The organism is Sphaerisporangium siamense (genome assembly GCF_014205275.1).
Lineage (GTDB): Bacteria > Actinomycetota > Actinomycetes > Streptosporangiales > Streptosporangiaceae > Sphaerisporangium > Sphaerisporangium siamense.
In genome coordinates, this window is record NZ_JACHND010000001.1 from 185966 (window position 1) to 205127 (window position 19162).

A 19162-nucleotide genomic window follows, 5' to 3' on the forward strand; every position below is an offset into this window, starting at 1 on the left:
AGATCGGTGCGGCGGGAAGGCCGCCAGATCGCCCTCAGGCCATACGACAGAGCGCGGTCGCGACGCGGCAGAAATCAACCGCGCGCCGCTTCGTCAGCAGCTCTGTCGAGGGTGTCATGTCCACGACAGTACCTGCCCATTCGCCGTCTGTCACGTCCCGTCCGTTTCATGAGATGTCACGAAACCCAGCGCGGCGATCACGTCAACCTTGCGCGGCTGGCCGGACGCCCTTTTGACAACGCGCCCCTCGCGGTCGAGCACGAGCACGGTCGGAGTGCGCAGGACGTCGAAGCGCCGGACCAGGTCGAGCCGGGACTCGGCGTCGATCTCGACGTGCCGGACGCCCTCGACCATGCCGGAGACCTCCGACAGGACGCGGCGGGTCGCCCGGCAGGGCTGGCAGAAGGCCGTGGAGAACTGGACGAGCGTCGCGCGGTCACCGAGCTCGTGCCCGACGTCGGCCGCCGCCATGACGTCCATGTCGCTCCTCGTCTCGCGCACGCGCCCGCCGCGGGCCTTCATCACCACCCCGGTGACCAGGCCCGCGGCGAGCGTGGCGCACAGCACCACCAGTCCTGTCATCGTCGGCGACAACACGTGCCCACCCTCCGCCATTCCCGCCGCGGGCGGGGAATCGGCTAACTCCTGGCCACCGACACCAGCAGTTCGCCGTCGGAGGTGCGGAACTCGAAGGCGCGGATGCGCTCCATGGTCAGGTCGGTGTGCCCGGTGAAGTTGGCGGGCCCTTTCACGCGGTACTCGGGGTCGTCGACCGTCCAGCTCCCGGCCGGGGACTCGACGCCGTCCGGCCCGACCGCGACCACGCGGCAGGGCGTGCCCTTGGGAACGCCGGTGATGGTGATGTGCACGGTGGTGCCCGCGCCGCCGGGAATCAGCGTGACCTCGGCGCGAATTCCCTTCCGGTCGCCCTTGAGCACCAGGGGCGCGTCCGTGGCCATCAACGGGCCGGGCGAGGCGGGCGCGGCCTCCCCTGTCCCGGTCGGCGAATCCTGGTTCTGCTTGGGGGCGAAGCCGGACCCGCCCGCGGGACTGGACACGGCGGGACGTGCCGCGGAGGTGGTCCCGTGATCGCCTTCGCCCAGGGCCAGCCACGCCGCGCCGCCGACCACGACGACGCCGACGGCGGCCGCGGCGCTCATCAGGATCCTGTTGACCCGGTGGCGCCGGGCGGAGGCGGCGACCAGGCGGTCGAGCACCGCACGGGGCGGGCTGGCGACCTGCTCGATGTCCCCCTCGGAGACGCGCCCGAGCAGGGCGGTGAGCCCGTTGAGCTCCTCGAACTCCGCCTGGCATTCCGGACATGTCGCCAAATGCGTCTCGACGCGGGCGGCCTCGTCCGCGTCGAGCGCCCCCACCGTGTAGGCCCCCAGGGACATCCGAACATCCTCACAGCAACCGCTCATGGCGCGAGACCCCGCTCCTCCAGCGCCAGCTTCAGCGCGCGAAGCGCGTAGTACGTGCGCGACTTGACCGTGCCGGGCGGGATGCCCAGCACCTCGGCGGTCTCCTTGACCGACCGCCCCCGGTAGTAGGTCTCCAGCAGCACCTCGCGGTGCTCGGGACGCAGGGCGGCGATGGCGTCGGCGACCCCCCAGGACTCCACCGCGCGCTCCAGCTCGTCATCGGCGGGCAGCACGGCCAGAGCCTCGTCGGTGGTCTCCTGCGGCCTGGAGCGGCGGGCGCGGTGGTGGTCCACGACGAGGTTGCGGGCCACCGTGAACAGCCACGCCCGGATCGGGCGGTCGGCCAGGACGTCAGGATGCTTCCACGCCCGCAAAAGCGTCTCCTGCACCACGTCCTCCGCCTTGCCCGGATCGCCCGTCAGCCGCAACACGTAACCATAGAGTGACCCCGCGTGCTCGTCGAAAAGACTGCGGATCAGTTGCTCGTCGGCGGTTCCGGCGGGGCTCACATCCTCAAGACGTACGCCCCGGCGCTTCGGTTCAGCCACGAAGGGGCACGTCCCTGGCCAGCCCCTCGACCGCCAGCCCTTCCGGCGTGGTGCGCACGCTCTGGATCTTCAGGTTGAGCGGCAGGTCCTTGACCGGCACCGTGAACCCGAGCGCCCGCGTGGCGTCGGGGATCTTGATGCCGTTGACGTCGGACGGTGTGAGCCGGACGCCGCCGGTGACCACTTCGATCTTCATCCGGGCGTTGACCGGCACGGAGATGCCCGCGACCGAGAGGGTGCCGCTGACGTTGAGCGCGTCGTCGCCGTCGCCCGACAGGCGCAGGCCCTGCGGCACCCGCGCGTCCAGCGTCTTCTTGGAGATCACGATCGTGCCGGTGACCTTGTCGGCCCGGATGTCGGCCGTGGCGGAGTCCTGGATCAGGTCCATGAGCGGGGCGCTCACCCCGTGCAGGACGGCGTCGATGCGCGACAGCTCGGCGCCGTCGGGGGTGGTCATCCGCCCCATGCGCACCTTGATCTCTTCGTACCGCCCGGAGACGGCCTGGGTGAGGAAGGGGATGCCCTCGACCTCGACCGTGGGCGGGGGCGACAGGTCGTACTTGGCGGCGACCTGGCGGGCGACCTCGCGCTCGACGCCGGCGACCGCGACGCGGTCCAGCACGGCCAGGAGGACGCCGAGCAGGATGAGGAAAACGACGAACTTGCGCATCCGACTCCTCCGGGGGACGGGCCGTCCAGCCTATCCGCGTCTACTCCCCCGCGTGATTCCCGGAAAACGCGGATTTCGTGGGGTATGCCGGAAAGAACGGCGAACAGCGGAACGCACGCATTCCCGGCCTATTACGGGGAGTTTCCCCCGGCGAGGGGCCTCACCCCCCGGCGAAGGGCGGCAGGACCTCCACCGTCGCGCCCTCGGGCAACGCGACCGCGCGCCGGTCCCGGATGCCCGCCGGCCGGCCGTCCACCAGGAAGGACGACCGCCCCAGCACCACCGGCAGGTCGGAGGCCCCATGTCTTTCCGTGATCTCCGCCACCAGATCGTCAAGGTTGTCGGCCTCGAACGGCTCCTCCGCCACGCCGGCCGCCGCCCTGGCCGCGGCCCAGTAGCGGACCGTACCCCTCGCCATCAGGCACCCTCCCCGATTTCCGCCCGCGCGGCGCCGCGCGCGGGCCCGCCCACGCGCCGCGAGGCGACGCTCACGGCCGTCCCCGGCGTGACGGAGTCCTCACCGGCGGACCGCCTATGGGCGCCGACCGCCCGTGGGCTATCCTCACGTACTGACGGGACCTGGGCAGCGTAGCCCCCGGGTCCTTTACGTGTTTGTACGGCTGCCACCGTTACAGCGCGGGGAGGAGGCCGATGCGGTGAGTGAGCGAAGACGCCGTCCCGCCACGTCGCCTCCGTCCTCGACGAGCCTCTCCACGAGGAGGTGCCGTGAGTAACCTGCTCCTGCTCACCAACGCTCTGGAACCATCGGCGGAGGTCCTGCCCGCCCTCGGGCTCCTGCTGCACTCCGTGCGCGTCGCGCCCGCCGAGGCGTCCGCGCTCATCGACGCCCCGCCCGCCGACGCCGTGCTGGTGGACGCGCGCCGGGAGCTCGTCCACGCCAAGAGCCTGTGCCGCCTCCTGCGCACCACCGGCGTGCACTGCCCGCTGATGGTCATCGTGACCGAGGGCGGGCTGGCCGCGATGACCGCCGAGTGGGGGGCCGACGACGTCCTCCTCGACACGGCGGGCCCCGCGGAGGTCGAGGCCCGGCTCAGGCTGGCCATCGGCAGGCTCTCGATCGCCGCCGCCGAGGAGGTGCCCGACGAGATCCGCAGCGGCGACCTGTCGATCGACGAGGCCACCTACACCGCGCGGCTGCGCAACCGCGCCCTTGACCTGACCTTCAAGGAGTTCGAGCTGCTCAAGTACCTCGCGCAGCACCCCGGCCGCGTCTTCACGCGCGCCCAGCTCCTCCAGGAGGTCTGGGGCTACGACTACTTCGGCGGCACCCGCACGGTCGACGTCCACGTCCGGCGGCTGCGCGCCAAGCTCGGCGCCGAGTACGAGTCGCTGATCGGCACCGTGCGCAACGTGGGGTACCGCTTCGTGCCCGACCGCGGCGGCGAGCAGAACGACGACCGCGAGCCCGAGCCCGTCACCCGCTGACCGGCCGGCGAAGGGCCCGCGCCGCACCCCCCGGTGCGGAGCGAGCCCCCTGCCACGGGTCTCAGCCCGCGAGCGTGATGCGCGCGGTGGCCGGCGGGGCCACCGGCGAGTGGGCGCCGAGGTAGGCGACCAGCGCGTCGATGTCCAGCGGGCCGCTCCAGAGGTTCGTGCCCTCCTTGAAGACCGAGAAGCCGTCGCCGCCGCCGACGAGGAAGTTGTTGGCCGCGACGCGGATCTCCTGAGTGTCCGTCACCGGCGTGCCGTTGATCTTGATGTCCGACACCCGCGAGCCGATCGGCTGCGACAGGTTCATCGTGTAGGTCAGCGACGCGGACGGCTGCAGAATCCGCGTGATCGCGCCGCCGTTCTGCCACTGCTGCTCCAGCAGCGCGTCGAGCCGGGCGCCGGTCAGCGTGACGACCTGCATGAGGTTGTTGAACGGCTGCACGGTGAACGCCTCGCCGTAGGTGACGACGCCGTCGCCCTCCGACCCGCTCTGCGCGTAGGTGAGGTCGGCGCGCACGCCGCCCGGGTTCATCAGCGCGATCTCCGCGCCGCCGCCCGTCTTGGTGGCCTCCAGCTGGGCGTCGGCGATCACGTCGCCGAGCGGCGTCTCGCCCGTCTGGCCGCCGGCCCGGCCGAGGTCGGCGGTGATCTTGCCGATCGGCTTGTTCGCCACGGTCGCGACCCGGTCCTTCCAGGTCTGCACGAACGCCGCGGTGGTGGCGTCCGGGGTCACGTCACGGGTGACCACGTGGTTGTCCGGCGTGACCGAGGAGCGGACGACCTCGCCCGTCTTCTTGTCCACCTGGAAGTCGACCGTGGTCAGCACGCGGCCGAACGACGAGCCCTGGGTGTAGTAGCGGTCCTGGCCGGCGGGGTCCTTGGTCTTGCAGATGTACGCCTGGTGCGAGTGCCCCATGATCACCAGGTCGACGTCCGCGCTGAGGCCCTGAGCGATGCGGGAACCCGCGCCGGGGGTGACCGGGCAGGCGTCCGGGCTCTGGTTCGGGGTGATCTGGTCCCCCTCGTGGACCAGCGCCACGATGGCCTTCACGCCCGCCCGGCGCAGCAGGCTCGCCGCGCGGTTGCCCGACTCGACCTCCTCGGCGAACTTCAGGCCCGCGATGCCCGAGGCGGTGACGATCGTCGGCGTGGTCCGCGTGACCAGGCCGATGAAGCCGACCTTGACGCCGCCGACCTTCTTGACGGCCACGGGCGGAAGCGCGTACCGGTCGTTCTTCTCCTTCAGGACGTTCGCCGCCAGGTATTCGTACGACGCCCCTCTCCACCTGCCCGCCGGTGAGCAGCCGTCGACCGGGTGGCAGCCGCCGTCCTGGACGCGCCTGAGCTCGTCGATGCCCTCGTCGAACTCGTGGTTGCCCACCGAGGAGACCTCGAGACCTAAGTTGCCGAGTAACTCCACGGTCGGCTCGTCGTGGTAGGCGGCCGAGATCAGCGGCGTGGCGCCGATCAGGTCGCCCGCGCCCACGACCACGGTGCCGTTCTCGTTCTGGCCGGCCAGCGACTTCAGGTGCGTCGCCAGGTACGCCGCGCCGCCCGCGGGGACCGAGACGCCGCTCTCGTTCACGATCGCGCCGCCGGACCCGGTCGGGGGCTCCAGGTTGCCGTGGAAGTCGTTGATGGAGACCAGCCGGACGAGAACCGTCTTGGGGGGCTTCGGGTGAGCCGTCGCGGGCGCGGCCGCCATGGCGACACCGGTCGCGGCCACGAGGGCGGCCAGGCTGATGCGCGTGAGGGTAGGTGCACTCATATCCGCCGAGAGTAGAGACGCAACCCCAGCGCAAAACGACGTGGAGGTAACAAATAGCCCCACTAATTAGTGGCGTCTTTTGCCGGATTAGAGTTCCACCCATGACGACGCGCGTGGAAATTCTGGAGCGACTGGACGATCGGGCGGCGCGGGACGCGACCGCCCTCGCCGACGCCGCCGCCGAGGCGGACGGGGCGCGCCCGCTCAGCGAACACGTCATGCTCCAGCTGCGGTACGGCGTCGCCCCGGGCGGCCGGGCGCTGCTCGTCCACGACGACGGCGCGCTCGCGGGCTTCGCCTGCCTCGACCCGGCCGGCCCCGAGGACCGGGGCGGCGAGCTGGTCGTCCACCCGGCCCGCCGCGGGCGCGGCCTGGGCAGGCTGCTGCTGGAGGCCACGCTCGCCGAGGCCGGCGGCCCGCTGCGCCTGTGGGCGCACGGCGACCATCCGGCGGCGGCACGGCTGGGCGCGGCCCTGGGGTTCGCGCGGGTCCGCTCGCTCTGGCAGATGCGCCGCCCCCTCGCCGACCCGCTCCCCCCGGTCGTCCTCCCCCAGGGCGTCGCGCTGCGGACCTTCCGCCAGGGCGCCGACGAGGACGCCTGGCTCGCCGTCAACGCCCGCGCGTTCGCCCACCACCCCGAGCAGGGCGCCTGGACCGGCGAAGACCTCGCGCTGCGCGAACGCGAGCCCTGGTTCGACCCGGCGGGCTTCTTCCTCGCCGTGCGCGGCGACCGCCTGGCCGGCTTCCACTGGACCAAGGTCCACGACGCCGAGCCCGACACCGGTGACGCGGCGATCGGCGAGGTGTACGTCGTCGGGATCGACCCCGCCGAGCAGGGCGGCGGCCTCGGCAAGGCCCTCACCGTGGCGGGCCTGGAACACCTGCGCGGGCGAGGGCTCCCCCAGGTCATGCTGTACGTCGACGAGGACAACCCCTCGGCCGTCCGCCTGTACGAGTCCCTCGGCTTCACCCGCTGGGCCGTGGACGTGATGTACCGCCACCCCGCCTGAGCACTTCCGGCACATCACTCGCGCTGTGGCAATTGCCACATCCGGCGACCTGACGAGGCGTCACGCTGGAGGCTGCGCGCGACCCGCGCGAGCCGGCCCCGCCGCCAACAAGCACAGCGAGGCACACGTGAACAACTCCAACCCCGGAGGACCGGGGACCTTCTGGTCCCTGCTCGGCCCGATCGAGCGTGACTCCCTGCACGCCATCGGCTGGATCAGGGAGTTCGCCCCCCGCCAGACCCTGGGCGACCGCGACACGCTCCCCGACCGCGTCACCGTCCTGCTCGACGGCTACGCCAAGGAACTGTACGGCTCCGCCGACGGCGACGAGTCGCTGATCGAGATCTTCGGCCCCGGCCACCTGGAAGGCGAGCTGGCCCTGTGGGACTGGCCCTGCCGGGGACGCATCGAGGCCCTCACCTCCGTGCGCACCCTCCAGGTCCCCAAGGACAGGTTCGTGAACTTCCTGGCCGAGGAGCTGTCGGCGGGCGCGGCCCTCATGAAGAGCCTCGGGCACCGCCGCATGCTCGCCGCCCGCCGCCGCGCCCCCGGCCCCGGCGTGCGCGCCCCGGCCAGGATCGCCCTCCACCTGATCGAGCTGGCCCTGCGCTTCGGCCGTCCCTCCGGCGCCGGGGTCGTCATCGGCCCGCCGCTCACCCAGACCGAGCTGGCCAGCTTCGCCGGCGTCGACCGGGTCGCCGTGGCGCGCGCCTTCCACGTGTGGCGTCCCAAGGGGAACGGCGCCGCCTGCGTCCACGCCCACCACGACATCGTGGAGCACCAGGGCTCGACGATCCGCGTCAAGGACATGGACGCCCTGCGCGCCGCCGCCGGACCGTGGGCGGCCGAATGGGACCCCTCCTCCGTCGCCTCAAACGGCGGCCCCGGCAGGACGGCGGCGCGGCGGCAGCTCCCGGCCATGCGGATCCCCGCCACCGGGACCGCGCCCGCGCAGCTTCCCGCCGCCGTGCCCTGCTTCACCGGAAGGGACGCCGAGATCCGGTTCCTGAACGGCCTGGCCGCCTCCCCCCACCGCCCGCGCGCGGTGATCGTCGAGGGCATGGCCGGGGTGGGCAAGTCGGCGCTCGCCGCCTACTGGGGCCACCTGGTCAAGGACGAGCACTTCAGCGGCGGCCAGCTCCACCTGGACCTGCGCGGCGCCCCCAACCGGCCGCTCACCACCGCCGAGGCGCTCGGCCAGCTCCTGCGCGGCCTCGGCGTCACCGGGCACCAGATGCCCGTGGACGAGAACGAGCTCCTGGCCGCCTACCAGCGCAGGCTCGCCGACCGCCGCATGCTCGTCCTCGTCGAGAACGCCGGCGAGGACCCCGAGCTGATCAGGCCGCTGCTGCCCCCGTCCAACCGCTGCCTGCTGCTGGTCACCACGCAGGCGGCGCTGGCCGGCCACCCCGGCCTCACCCCCGCCGACGGCGTCGAACCCCTGGCCCTGGACGTCATGCCCGAGCACGAGGCGCTCCAGCTCATGGCCGCCGTCCTCGGCGCCGGGGACGCGCGGCTGCGGGAGCACCCCGCCGACGCCACGCGGCTCGTGCGGCAGTGCGCGCTGCTGCCGCTCGCCCTGCGCATCACCGCCGCCAGGCTCGTCCAGCACCCCGACGAACGCATCGCCGACACCGTGCGCGACCTCGACGGCCAGGACCGCCTGTCCAAGCTGGCCCAGGACGACGAGCCCCGCGCCGCCGTGCGCCCCGCCTTCGAGGTGTCCTACCGGGTCCTGACCGCCGAGCTGCGCCGCACCTTCCGCTACCTCGGCCTCACCACCGGCCCCGACATCGGGATCGACGCCTGCGCGGCGCTGCTGGACGAGACCGTGCCCGACACGCGGCGCCGCCTGCGCGCGCTGAGCAGGCTGAACCTGCTCACCGCCCGGTCCGGCGAGGAGGAAGGCGAGCGGTTCGCCGTCCACGACCTGCTGCGGGTCTTCGCCAAGGAACGGGTGCTGCTGGAGGACAGCGAGGCCGAACGCACGGGAGCCGTCCGGCGCCTGCTCACCCACTACCTCGCCACCGCGATGCGCGCCGGCGACGCCCTCGGCCGTCCCCGGCGCGTCCTGCACGACCGCGCCGTACGGCCGCACGCCGCCTCCGAGGCCGAGCGCGACCGGCACCTGACCTGGTTCGAATGCGAGCGCCGCAACCTGGTCGCCGCCGCGCACCAGGCCGCCAGGCACGGGCTGCACCCCTTCGCCTTCAACCTGGCCGACGCCGTCTACGACTTCATGACCTCCCGCGGCTACGTCAGGGACGTGATCGGCGTCCACAAGGCCGGGCTGGCGTCGGCGCAGGCGATGGACGAATGGCCCGCCACCGCGCAGATGCTGCACCACCTGGCCATCGCCCACCGCAGCATCGGGCAGAACGTCAAGGCCCTCAGCTACGGCGAGGACGCGCGGTGGGGCTTCCAGCGGCTCGGCGACAGCCTCGGCGAGGCCGAGGCGCTGGACAACCTGGCCGACGTCCGCGGCGTGCTCGGCCGGTACCGGCTCGCCATCGAGCACTCCGAGGCGTCCCTGCGGCTGCACCGGGTCGCCGCCAACAAGGCCGGCGAGGCCGAGGCGCTGGACACGATCTCCCAGAACCTGCGCCGTCTCGGCGAGTACGCCGCCGCCGAGGAGCACGCGCTGCAGGCGCTGCGCATCCGCCGGGCCATCAAGGACGGGGCCGGGGAGGCCGAGACCCTGCTCAACCTCGCCCGCCTGCACTACTACCGGGGCGCGCCGCGCACGGCCGTCGTCCACGGCCTCGAAGCCCTGTCCCTGCGCATCGACCTGTCCCTGCGCGCGCACCGCGGCGACGAACCGAAGTCGGCCGACCCTTACCGCGAGCTGGCCCGCATCCACCGCCAGCTCGGCCTGCGGGGGCTCGCCCGGCGCGACGCCGAGCAGGCCCTGCGCCTGTCGCGGGCCAGCGGCGACCGGCACGGCGAGGGCGAGACGCTGACCGTGCTCGGCAAGCTGCTGCGCGACGAGGGCGCCCACGCCGAGGCGCTGTCCCGCCTGTGGCAGGCCGTCCGCCTCGGGCACGAGATCGGCCACAAGCGCGGCGAGGCCGAGGCGCGGGCGGCCATCGGCGTCGTCTACTTCAAGCTCGGACGGTACGCCGAGTCACGCGAACACCTGAACCTGGCCCTGGAAATACGCAGGGAGATCGCCGACCGGGCCGGAGAGGCCCACGACCTGGAGAACCTCTCCCGTACGCTGCGCCGGCTGGCACGCTACGAGGACTCCCTGCAGCACGGGCTGCAGGCGCTGAAGCTGTGGCGCGAGCTCGGCGTCCCCGCGGGCGAGGCCCGCACGCTCGGCGGCCTCGCCCGCACCTACATCCGCGTCGGCCTCACCGAGGACGCGCTGCGGGCCGCCGAGACGTCCCTGGCCATCCGGGAACGTCGCGGGGACGCGATGGGGCTCGGCCTCGACACCATGGCCCGCGTCCTGCTGCGGCTCGGGCGGCCGGGGCGGGCGCTGGACATGGCCGTCCGGGCGGTGGGAGAGATCCGCGAGATCGGCGACCGGCAGTACGAAGGGTCGGCCGTGAACAACCTGGGCAGAATCCTGCTCGCCCTCCGCAGGCCCGACGAGGCGGAAGACCACGCGCGCCGGGCCCTGGAGATCGTCAAGGACGCCGGCGACCTGCGCGAGCAGGCCTCGTGCCGGCACACGCTCGGCCTGGTCGCCCAGCACCGCGGCGACCACGCGGGCGCGCTGCGCGACCTGGAGGAGAGCCTGCGGCTGCTCCGCGAGACGGGTAACCACTCCGGCCAGGTGGAGGCGCTGCGCGCGCTCCGCCTCTCGCACGAGGCCATCGGCAACGTGCGGGAGGTTCAGGAGTGCGAGCAGCGCGTCCACAACATCGAGCGGTGGCTGGGCGGCTCGTGACGGGGGCCTGCCGCTACTCGACGACCCAGTGGAGGAGGTAGTAGGACAACGCCGCGACCAGCGCCGCCGCCGGGATCGTCAGGACCCAGGCGGTGATGATGTTGCCCGCCACGCCCCAGCGCACCGCCGACAGGCGCTTGGTGGCGCCCACGCCCATGATCGCGCTGGTGATGGTGTGCGTGGTGGAGATCGGCGCCTTGGCGGCGATCGCCATCGTGTAGAGGACCAGGGACGCCGCGCTCTCGGCGGCGAAGCCCTGGGCGGGGGACAGGTGGATGATGCGACGGCCCAGCGTCCGCATGATGCGCCAGCCGCCGGAGTAGGTGCCGAGTGAGATCGCCGCGGCCGCCGCCAGGATCACCCACTGCGGGATCGGGTCGTGCTCGGCGACGTACCCCCCGGTGTAGAGGGCGAGGAAGATCACGCCCATCGTCTTCTGGGCGTCCTGCAGGCCGTGGCCGAGCGCCATCGCGGCGGCCGAGACCGTCTGGGCGTACCGGAAGCCTCTGCCGGCCTTGTGGGGGTTGGCCCGGCGGAAGATCCACAGGATCGCGATCATGATGGCGGCGCCCAGGCCGAAGCCGATGAGCGGCGAGAGGACCATCGGGATGAGGACCTTCTGCACCACGCCGTTCCACTGGACGACGCTGGACGCCGCCAGGGCGGACCCGACGAGCCCGCCGATCAGCCCGTGGCTGCTCGACGACGGAAGCCCGAAGTACCAGGTGACGAAGTTCCACACGATCGCGCCGATCAGGCCCGCCCCGACGACCACCAGGCCGTGGGAGCCGGACGGCGGCTCGATGATGCCGGTTCCGACGGTCCGCGCCACCTCGGTGCTGATGTGGGCGCCGACGAAGTTCATCGCCGCCGCCATGAACAGCGCGGCGCGGGGGGTGAGTGCGCGGGTCGAGACCGAGGTCGCGATCGCGTTCGCGGCGTCGTGGAAACCGTTGGTGTAGTCGAACACCAGGGCGATCACGATCACGCCGACGACGAGTGCGAACTCCACTTAGCTTTCCTTGACCGCGATCGACTCGATCGTGTTCGCCACGTGCTCGAAGGCGTCGGCGGCCATCTCCAGTTGGTCGATGACCTCCTTCATCTTCATGACGGTGAGCGCGTCGTACTCACCGCTGAAGAGCTTGGCGAGCAGGCGGCGGTACACCTGGTCGCCCTGGTTCTCCAGGCGATTGATCTCGATCCAGTACTCGTTCAGGTTGTTCATCGAGCGCAGCCGCGGCATGGCCTCGGCGGTCAGCTCGGCCGCGCGCTCCAGCACTTCGACCTGGCGCACGACCTCCTTGGGGAGGTGCTCGATCTTGTAGAGGCCGATCAGGTCGGCGGCGGCCTCCATGTAGTCCATGACGTCGTCGAGATTCGACGCGAGACGGTAGATGTCCTCGCGGTCGAACGGCGTGATGAAGCTCTCGTTGAGGCGATTCATGATCGCGTGGGTTCGCTCGTCACCCGCGTGCTCGCAGGCACGCATCTTTTCGGCCAGGGCTTCCCTGTCCGAACCGTCGCTGATGATCTCTACCAGCAACCGGGATGCGGTGACCAGATTGTTCGCCGAGTCGGCGAACAGGTCGTAATAGCTGTCCTCACGCGGTGTGAGACGCAGGCGCACGTCGTTCTCCAGATGTGCGGGGACTGTCCGCAGAGAAGAGTAAGGGGTACCAGCTGAAATGCGAAGTTCGCCGCACGAACCCCGTCTCGTAACCCTCCCTTCGTCCAGGAGTTGCCCAGCATTCGCCGAACGACACCGGTCGGCGCCCCGGTTCCTCAGAAGGCCCGCTGGAGCCCCAGTTTCTCGGACGGCAGAGGTATCGGCCGCACCGGCCCACCGGACCCCACGACCGAAACCCTCTGCCCCCGGGGGTCGGATCACACGCGGCGCCCTCCACCGAACCTACGCCCCGCCACCCCTCCCGAACCCCCCAACACCCCAAGAACCCCCAGAAAACCCAAACCCGCCACACCCGCCCCCGAGCCCACCACAACGCCCCGCCCCGCTCGGGGGTACACCCCACCCCGAGCGAGGTGAACGGCCCGTCCACGGGCGGGCTCACGCCCGGTCCCGGCCGGAGAACGCCCCACCCCCAGCCAGGACGACAGAGTCCCCACGGCGCGGCAAACGACCTACCTCCCACTCCTGGGTGAACGGGGTGGGCACACACTCCGGAAAGAACGCGCCGGCTCACACTCCGAGAAGAACGGGCCGGCTCACAATCCGGGCAGAGCGGGCCGGATCGCACTGCTCACGCTGATCACACTGACGTTCGGTGGAAATTCAGGAACGAGCGGCTGGGCGTCGGGCCGCGCTGGCCCTGGTACCGCGACCCGTACCGCGCGCTCCCGTACGGATGCTCGGCCGGCGAGCTCAGCCGGAACATGCACAACTGGCCGATCTTCATCCCCGGCCACAGCTTGATCGGCAGCGTCGCGACGTTCGACAGCTCCAAGGTCACGTGCCCCTCGAACCCCGGATCGATGAACCCCGCCGTCGAGTGCGTGAGCAGCCCCAGCCGCCCCAGGCTCGACTTCCCCTCCAGCCTCCCCGCGATGTCGTCCGGCAGCCCGATCACCTCGTAGGTGGACGCCAGCACGAACTCCCCCGGATGCAGGATGAACGCGTCTTCCCCCTCCGGCACCACCAGCCGCGTCAGCTCGGCCTGCTCGATCGACGGATCGATGTGCGGGTAGCGGTGGTTCTCGAAGACCCGGAAGTACCGGTCCAGCCGGACGTCGACGCTGGACGGCTGGATCATCGTCGCGTCGAACGGGTCGATCCTGACCCTGCCCGCCTTGATCTCGGCACGGATGTCACCATCGGATAGCAGCACCTCAGCAACCTACCAACGCCCCACCCTCCCACCCGGCCCCGATCCCACGGCACCACCCCCAATCCGAACTCGCCCCCCTCCAGGGAGGTGCCCGCCCCCAAGTTCCGCTAGAGTTACTCCCGTCGTCAGTCCCCTGACCGACGCGGGTGTAGTTCAATGGCAGAACATCAGCTTCCCAAGCTGACAGCGCGGGTTCGATTCCCGTCACCCGCTCCACGAGCGAAGGCCCAGGTCAGCAGCATGATCCCGACCCGGGTCCTCTTTGTTTCTGAGCAATTTCCCACTCGCGTGCCAGATTCGTGCCAGATCAGTTGATCTTGGCTTCTGCGGACGTCGGCTCGTCGCTGTCATCAGCTTTGACTTTCAGCCCCTCTTTGACGATCTCCCCCAGGGCGTCGGCGATGGCACGATCACGATCCTTTGCGGCGTGCAGATAGATCATCGCCGCCTTGGTACTGGAGTGCCCCATCCGGGCCATCAGTTCTTTGAGCGATGCGCCGGTCATCGCGGCGAGCGTGTTGCCCGTGTGCCGGAGATCGTGAATGTGGATCCTCGGAACTCCGGCCTTGATGATCGCCTTGGTCCAGATCTTGGGGAAGTTGCTCCGCCAGAGCGGTGCGCCGTGCTCGCCAACGAAGACGAGACCACCGGGCTCAGGCTCGCTGAACCGCTGGAGATGCCACGTCAGATCACCGACGATGATCTCCGGCAGGTTGACGACCCGAGCCCCGGCGTCCGACTTGGGCCGTCCGGTGATCAACTCCCCTGTCTTCATCTCCGACACGGACACCTCGATCTTGACCGTCCGCGCGTCGAGGTCGAGATTGAACCGCCGCAGCGCGGCCAACTCACCCCATCGCAGACTGCCGAAAGTCGCGAGGAGCACCAGTGCCCTAAACCGCGGAGGCACGGCGCCGGCCAGAGCGAACACCTCGGCCACGGTCAACACCGGCCGCTCTTCCGGACGCTCGACACCCGCGTTCTTGATCCGGCATGGATTCTTCTTGATCAGGTCATCCTCGACCGCCGTGTTCAGGATGCCCCGCAACAGCCGGTACGCCTTGGCCACCGTGGAAGCGCCAGGGCCGCCGTCCAGAAGGTCGGTGTGCCATTGCCGAACGTGACGCGAGGTGATCGCGCTCAGATGCTTATCACCGAGCTTAGGATTGATGTGCAGCCGTAGCAGGCCCTCGTACAATTGCGCCGTCTTGGGCCGGAGCGATCCTTCCGTCATCCAGTCAGCCGCATAGTCGCGAAACGCGATCTTTCCGGCATCCGGGTCGGTCCACTCCTGTGAGTGGATTTCGGCTTCTTTCCGGGTTAGCCAGATCTCCGCATCCGTCTTGCTCGCGAAGGTCTCCGGCGCTCTGTACTCGGCCCCTCCCCCCGAGGTGTGGACACCCTGAGCTCCCTGGATCATGGAGGTCTGGGGGTGAGAGGGGTCCCGTGTGGGGATGAAGGTGTATTCCGAGGCGTTCAAGGCCGACGCTGTGGCGTTGTACTTGTCGGATCCGTCGCGGACGTATGCGTCGGTGGCCAAGGACCTGGGGGTGAACCGGGAGACTCTGCGGCTGTGGGTGCGCCAGGCCCGGGCCGGGCAGGCCGGTGGGTCGGGGAAGGTGTCCCGGCGTCGGGAGCCGGAGGCGGTCTCGGTAGGTTCGGACGCCGTGCTTGAAGAGGAGAACCGCCGGCTCCGCAAGAAGGTGCGGGAGTTGGAGGCCGAGCGGGACATCCTGCGGCGGGCGGCCAAGTATTTCGCGGGAGAGACGAACTGGTGAGCCGTTTCCAGTTCGTTGAGGACCATCGGGAGCTGTTCAGCGTCAAGCGGCTGTGTCATGTCCTTGAGGTGTCCAGGTCGGGGTATTACCGGTGGCGCGACGGGATCGGGGCCAGGGCTGCGCGGCGGGCCGCCGACACCGCGCTGGCGCGGGAGATCCGCCGGATCCACGGCGACCAGGACGGGACCTACGGGGAGCCGCGGGTCACCGCGGAGCTCCGCGAGCGAGGGCGGCGGGTGAATCACAAGCGGGTAGCGCGGGTGATGCGGGCGTTCGGGATCGTCGGGCTGCATCTGCGTAGGAAAGTCCGTACGACCGTGCCCGAACCGTCCGCTCAGCAGGTGCCCGACCTGCTGAAACGCGACTTCACCGCGCCGGCTCCCAACCAGCGGTACGTGGGTGATATCACGTATCTGCCGGTCGGAGACGGCCGGTTCTTCTACCTCGCCACCGTCATTGATCTGTGTTCCCGCAGGTTGGCGGGCTGGTCGATCGCCGGCCACATGCGCACTGGACTCGTCATCGACGCGCTGGAGGCCGCCGCCCGAACGCGGGGCGGACGCCTGGACGGGGCGATCTTCCACAGCGATCACGGCGCCCAGTACACCTCGGCGGACTTCGCCGCCGCGTGCGCCCGGCTCGGCGTCGTCCAGTCGAGAGGCGCGGTCGGCACGAGCGCTGACAACGCCCTGGCCGAAGCGTTCAACGCATCTCTCAAACGCGAGACACTGCAGGGCCGCAGACGCTGGTGCGGGCCTCGTGAGGCACGGCTCGCGGTGTTCCGGTGGCTCACCCGCTACAACACCACCAGGCGACACTCGGCCCTCGGCCAGATCAGCCCAATCAACTACGAACAACAGTCCTATAAGGCGACAGAAGCCGCATAACAACCGGTGTCCACACTTCGGGGGGAACCCCCGACATCGACGGCACCCCGCACACCACCCGATCCAGCGCCACAATCGCCGCCGCCCCCGGCATCCTCGCCGACATCATCGCGCTCGCCAGCGGAGCGCATCGACCCGACGTATAGCGCGGATCTTGCCGAATTGTTCTTGTGAGTATCAAGGCGGCAGCGCTCCGCGCCGCCGCACGGTCCGCCGCCCGCTCCGCCGGCCGGGCGTGCGGCGTGGGCGCCGGTCCCGAACGGCGGTGGGAACGCGGACCGCCCGCCGACCACCGCACCCGCCGCACCAAGCCTCACCCGCCACACCGGGTGCCGCACTGCCGCCGCGCCGATGCAGCACGACGATCGCCAGAGGGTGGCTGGACTCCGTACCAGGTTGGGGGCGATCGAAGGTCCAGGACCTCGTTCCTCAGTCCCGGCCCACCGAATCCTGCGCTACAGCCAGATTGCGGCGCACCGTTGCGGTCATCGGATGATCGGCACCCATCACACGCAAGCAATCGGTAAGGGTTTGTTCGTACATGGCGATGGCCTTGTCGAGTTGCCCGGCAGAGATGTAGGCGCCTGCGACGTTGTTGCTGCTGGTCAGGGTGGTGGGGTGATCTTCGCCCAGCACCCGCCTGATATCGCTGAGGGTTTGTTCGTACATGGGGATGGCCTTGTCGAGTTGCCCGGCAGAGATGTAGGCGTAGGCGAGGCTGTGGCGGCTGGTCAGGGTGTCGGGGTGATCTTCCCCCAGCACCCGCCTGCGGTCGGTGAGAGTCTGCTCAAACAAGGAGATGCCCTTATCGAGTTGCTCAGCCGTGGTGTAAGCGGTGGCGAGGTTGTTGCGGCTGGTCAGGGTGTCGGGGTGGTCTTCGCCCAGCAACCGCCTGCGGTCGGTGAAGTTTTGTTCATACAGGGGGATGGCCTTATCGAGTTGCTCAGCCGTGGTGTAAGCGGTGGCGAGGTTGTTGCGGCTGGTCAGGGTGGTGGGATGGTCTTCGCCCAGCACCCGCCTGATATCGCTGAGGTTTTGTTCATACAGGGGGATAGCCCTGTCGAGTTGCCCGGCCGAATTGTAGGCGCCGGCGAGGTTGTTGCGGCTGGTCAGGGTGGTGGGATGGTCTTCGCCCAGCACCCGCCTGATATCGCTGAGGTTTTGTTCATACAGGGGGATAGCCCTGTCGAGTTGCTCGGCCATGGTATAGGCGTGGGCGAGGTTGTTGCGGCTAGTCAGGGTGGTGGGATGGTCTTCGCCCAGCACCCGCCTGCGGTCAGTAAGGTTTTGTTCGTACAGGGGGATGGCCCTGTCGAATTGCCCGGCCATGGTATAGGCGCCGGCGAGGTCGTTGCGGCTGGTCAGGGTGGTGGGGTGGTCTTCGCCCAGCACCCGCCTGCGGTCGGTGAGAGTCTGCTCGTACAAGGAGATGGCCTTATCGAGTTGCCCAGCCAATTGGTAGGCGTGGGCGAGGTTGTTGCGGCTGGTCAGGGTGGTGGGGTGGTCTTCGCCCAGCACCCGCCTGCGGTCGGTGAGAGTCTGCTCGAACACTGGGACGGCGCGAGACAGATCGCCGACCGCTTCCAGATACATACCAGCTTGGTTTTGCAGGACAAGAGCCTTGTCGATCACCGACCTTGGGCTATCGGAGGCCGGATGGTTGGCATTGAGCCATAAGGCAGCCGCCTGCTGAACGAACGCCTCCATCTGGGGACGATCCAGCGATACCCGCGCTGAATCCACAGACCGGTCAGCCACCAATTGCCCTGCCCTGGCAAAAATCGCGTCCAGGTCCTCGTTGACTCGGGCGGCATCACGCAGAACCCGTTGCACGAACCGGTGCATGGTCACCGTCGAGCCGTCCACACTCAGCGTCACCAGCGACGGTTCAGCCAACCGCCCGATCGCGGCATCCACCCGTCTCGCGATATCCCCGCTCACCTCGCCCGCCAAGCCCAGCTGCACCGCCCGGTGCAACCACAGGCGAGGCACCCCGGCTGGCGACAGCACCGCCAGCAGATCGAGCAGCCCTCGCTCCAACCGGACCGCACGGCCACGCCCGATGTGCGCCAAGGACAAGATCACCGCCTCGGCCGCTCCATGCGGATACCCCTCACCCCGCACCGGCCGTAACTCCTCAGCCACCGCCACCGAGCGCAACCGCTGAACATAGTCCGCATAGGACATCCCCTCCTGGCGGATCACCCACGCCGCCTGCGCCAAGACCAGCGGAAGATGGCCCACCTCCTCGGCCAGCACCCGAGCCCCCTGCTCATCATCCCGGCCGGTCCGCTCGGCCAAAAACGCCAGCGCCTCAGCGTCGGTGAACACCTCCACCGGGACCGGAACCCCCAGCGCCAGCACGCTTTGATGGTTACTGGAGATCACCACCTGCGTCCGGCCGATCGCCGGCAACCAGGGCGCCACCACCTCCGGATCGGCCACATTGTCAAACACCACCAAACACCGATCCGCCTGGCCACTCAGCCAATCACGAACCCGCCCCGCGGTCACCGCCGAGTCCTCATCTGCGCCCGCCACACCCACCGCCGCCCCGATGGCCTCCAAACCTGCCAGCACCTGGTCAGCGGTCTCGGCATTCATCCACGCCACCAACGGCCACCCCTGCTCGGCACACCACCGGGCATACGCCGCCGCCACCTGCGTCTTACCGACCCCCCGCCTTCCGGTCAGCGCACATACCACCACCGCCCGCCCGGAACCCGCAGCATCCCTCAACGAGTCCACCAGCTCTGCACGCGGCTGAAAGGCCACCGGCTCGCGAGGAATCTCCCCCACTACACGGATCCCCCCTCCTGCCCCGCTAGAGGTACTGACCGTGACAGCAGGGACCTGCGCCCGAGCTGGTTTACCGTTTGCGGGG

16 protein-coding genes and 1 tRNA gene are annotated in these 19162 nt (G+C 70.1%); 5 read left to right on the forward strand and 12 right to left on the reverse strand.

The genetic code is table 11. The features are described 5' to 3' along the window. Positions 1-34 precede the first annotated feature (34 nt). The 6 genes from BJ982_RS40825 to BJ982_RS00875 form a co-directional block, all read right to left on the reverse strand. The gene (locus BJ982_RS40825) at positions 35-118 is read right to left on the reverse strand and encodes a putative leader peptide (RefSeq protein WP_358546035.1); all 84 of its coding nucleotides are present in this window, start codon (positions 116-118) and stop codon (positions 35-37) included. Positions 119-150: 32 nt separating this feature from the next. Beyond that, positions 151-597, reverse strand: coding sequence for a TlpA family protein disulfide reductase (locus BJ982_RS00855; RefSeq protein WP_373869643.1), 447 nt, complete (start codon positions 595-597; stop codon positions 151-153). Positions 598-638: 41 nt separating this feature from the next. Further along, complete coding sequence (locus BJ982_RS00860) at positions 639-1424, reverse strand: anti-sigma factor family protein (RefSeq protein WP_260413495.1); 786 nt, start codon at positions 1422-1424, stop codon at positions 639-641. After that, positions 1421-1972, reverse strand: a complete 552-nt coding sequence (locus tag BJ982_RS00865; RefSeq protein ID WP_203959110.1) for a sigma-70 family RNA polymerase sigma factor — start codon at positions 1970-1972, stop codon at positions 1421-1423. The genes BJ982_RS00860 and BJ982_RS00865 overlap by 4 nt, the downstream gene beginning before the upstream one ends. Further along, the gene (locus tag BJ982_RS00870) at positions 1965-2642 is read right to left on the reverse strand and encodes an LmeA family phospholipid-binding protein (protein WP_184875619.1); all 678 of its coding nucleotides are present in this window, start codon (positions 2640-2642) and stop codon (positions 1965-1967) included. The genes BJ982_RS00865 and BJ982_RS00870 overlap by 8 nt, the downstream gene beginning before the upstream one ends. Before the next feature lie 160 nt (positions 2643-2802). Then, positions 2803-3060, reverse strand: a complete 258-nt coding sequence (locus BJ982_RS00875) for a MoaD/ThiS family protein (RefSeq protein ID WP_184875620.1) — start codon at positions 3058-3060, stop codon at positions 2803-2805. A gap of 308 nt (positions 3061-3368) precedes the next feature. Between BJ982_RS00875 and BJ982_RS00880 the strand changes: the two genes are divergently transcribed. Next, positions 3369-4088, forward strand: coding sequence for a response regulator transcription factor (locus BJ982_RS00880; protein WP_184875622.1), 720 nt, complete (start codon positions 3369-3371; stop codon positions 4086-4088). 61 nt (positions 4089-4149) lie between these two features. On the opposite strand, the gene BJ982_RS00885 is transcribed toward BJ982_RS00880, so the two are convergent. Continuing rightward, positions 4150-5862: a bifunctional metallophosphatase/5'-nucleotidase gene (locus BJ982_RS00885; protein ID WP_184875624.1), complete on the reverse strand. Its 1713-nt coding sequence runs from the start codon at positions 5860-5862 to the stop codon at positions 4150-4152. Between the two features lie 101 nt (positions 5863-5963). Here BJ982_RS00885 and mshD point away from each other — a divergent pair, with 101 nt between their 5' ends. Further along, positions 5964-6872 carry a mycothiol synthase gene (gene mshD, locus BJ982_RS00890; RefSeq protein WP_184875626.1) on the forward strand — a complete coding sequence of 303 codons (909 nt, stop codon included), beginning with the start codon at positions 5964-5966 and terminating at the stop codon, positions 6870-6872. A 127-nt stretch (positions 6873-6999) separates the two neighbouring features. After that, positions 7000-10767: a tetratricopeptide repeat protein gene (locus BJ982_RS00895; RefSeq protein ID WP_184875628.1), complete on the forward strand. Its 3768-nt coding sequence runs from the start codon at positions 7000-7002 to the stop codon at positions 10765-10767. 13 nt (positions 10768-10780) lie between these two features. Here BJ982_RS00895 and BJ982_RS00900 read toward each other — a convergent pair whose 3' ends face one another. The 3 genes from BJ982_RS00900 to dcd form a co-directional block, all read right to left on the reverse strand. After that, on the reverse strand, positions 10781-11779 hold the full coding sequence (locus tag BJ982_RS00900; RefSeq protein ID WP_184875630.1) for an inorganic phosphate transporter: 999 nt from the start codon (positions 11777-11779) through the stop codon (positions 10781-10783). Then, the gene (locus BJ982_RS00905; protein ID WP_184608389.1) at positions 11780-12397 is read right to left on the reverse strand and encodes a DUF47 domain-containing protein; all 618 of its coding nucleotides are present in this window, start codon (positions 12395-12397) and stop codon (positions 11780-11782) included. 640 nt (positions 12398-13037) lie between these two features. After that, positions 13038-13613, reverse strand: coding sequence for a dCTP deaminase (gene dcd / locus BJ982_RS00910; protein ID WP_184875632.1), 576 nt, complete (start codon positions 13611-13613; stop codon positions 13038-13040). 142 nt (positions 13614-13755) lie between these two features. Here dcd and BJ982_RS00915 point away from each other — a divergent pair. After that, positions 13756-13829, forward strand: a tRNA-Gly gene (locus BJ982_RS00915). A gap of 91 nt (positions 13830-13920) precedes the next feature. Here the strand turns inward: BJ982_RS00915 and BJ982_RS00920 are convergent. Continuing rightward, complete coding sequence (locus BJ982_RS00920; RefSeq protein WP_239123024.1) at positions 13921-15153, reverse strand: tyrosine-type recombinase/integrase; 1233 nt, start codon at positions 15151-15153, stop codon at positions 13921-13923. On the opposite strand from BJ982_RS00920, the gene BJ982_RS00925 reads away from it, so the two are divergent. Then, a protein-coding gene (locus tag BJ982_RS00925; protein WP_184875636.1) for an IS3 family transposase occupies positions 15062-16278 on the forward strand; the annotation gives its coding sequence in 2 pieces (ribosomal slippage) (positions 15062-15371 and positions 15371-16278; 1218 coding nt in all). The genes BJ982_RS00920 and BJ982_RS00925 overlap by 92 nt on opposite strands. A gap of 429 nt (positions 16279-16707) precedes the next feature. On the opposite strand, the gene BJ982_RS00930 is transcribed toward BJ982_RS00925, so the two are convergent. Next, entirely contained in the window at positions 16708-18882 is a 2175-nt protein-coding gene (locus tag BJ982_RS00930; protein ID WP_184875639.1) for a tetratricopeptide repeat protein, read from the reverse strand. Positions 18883-19162: the final 280 nt, after the last annotated feature.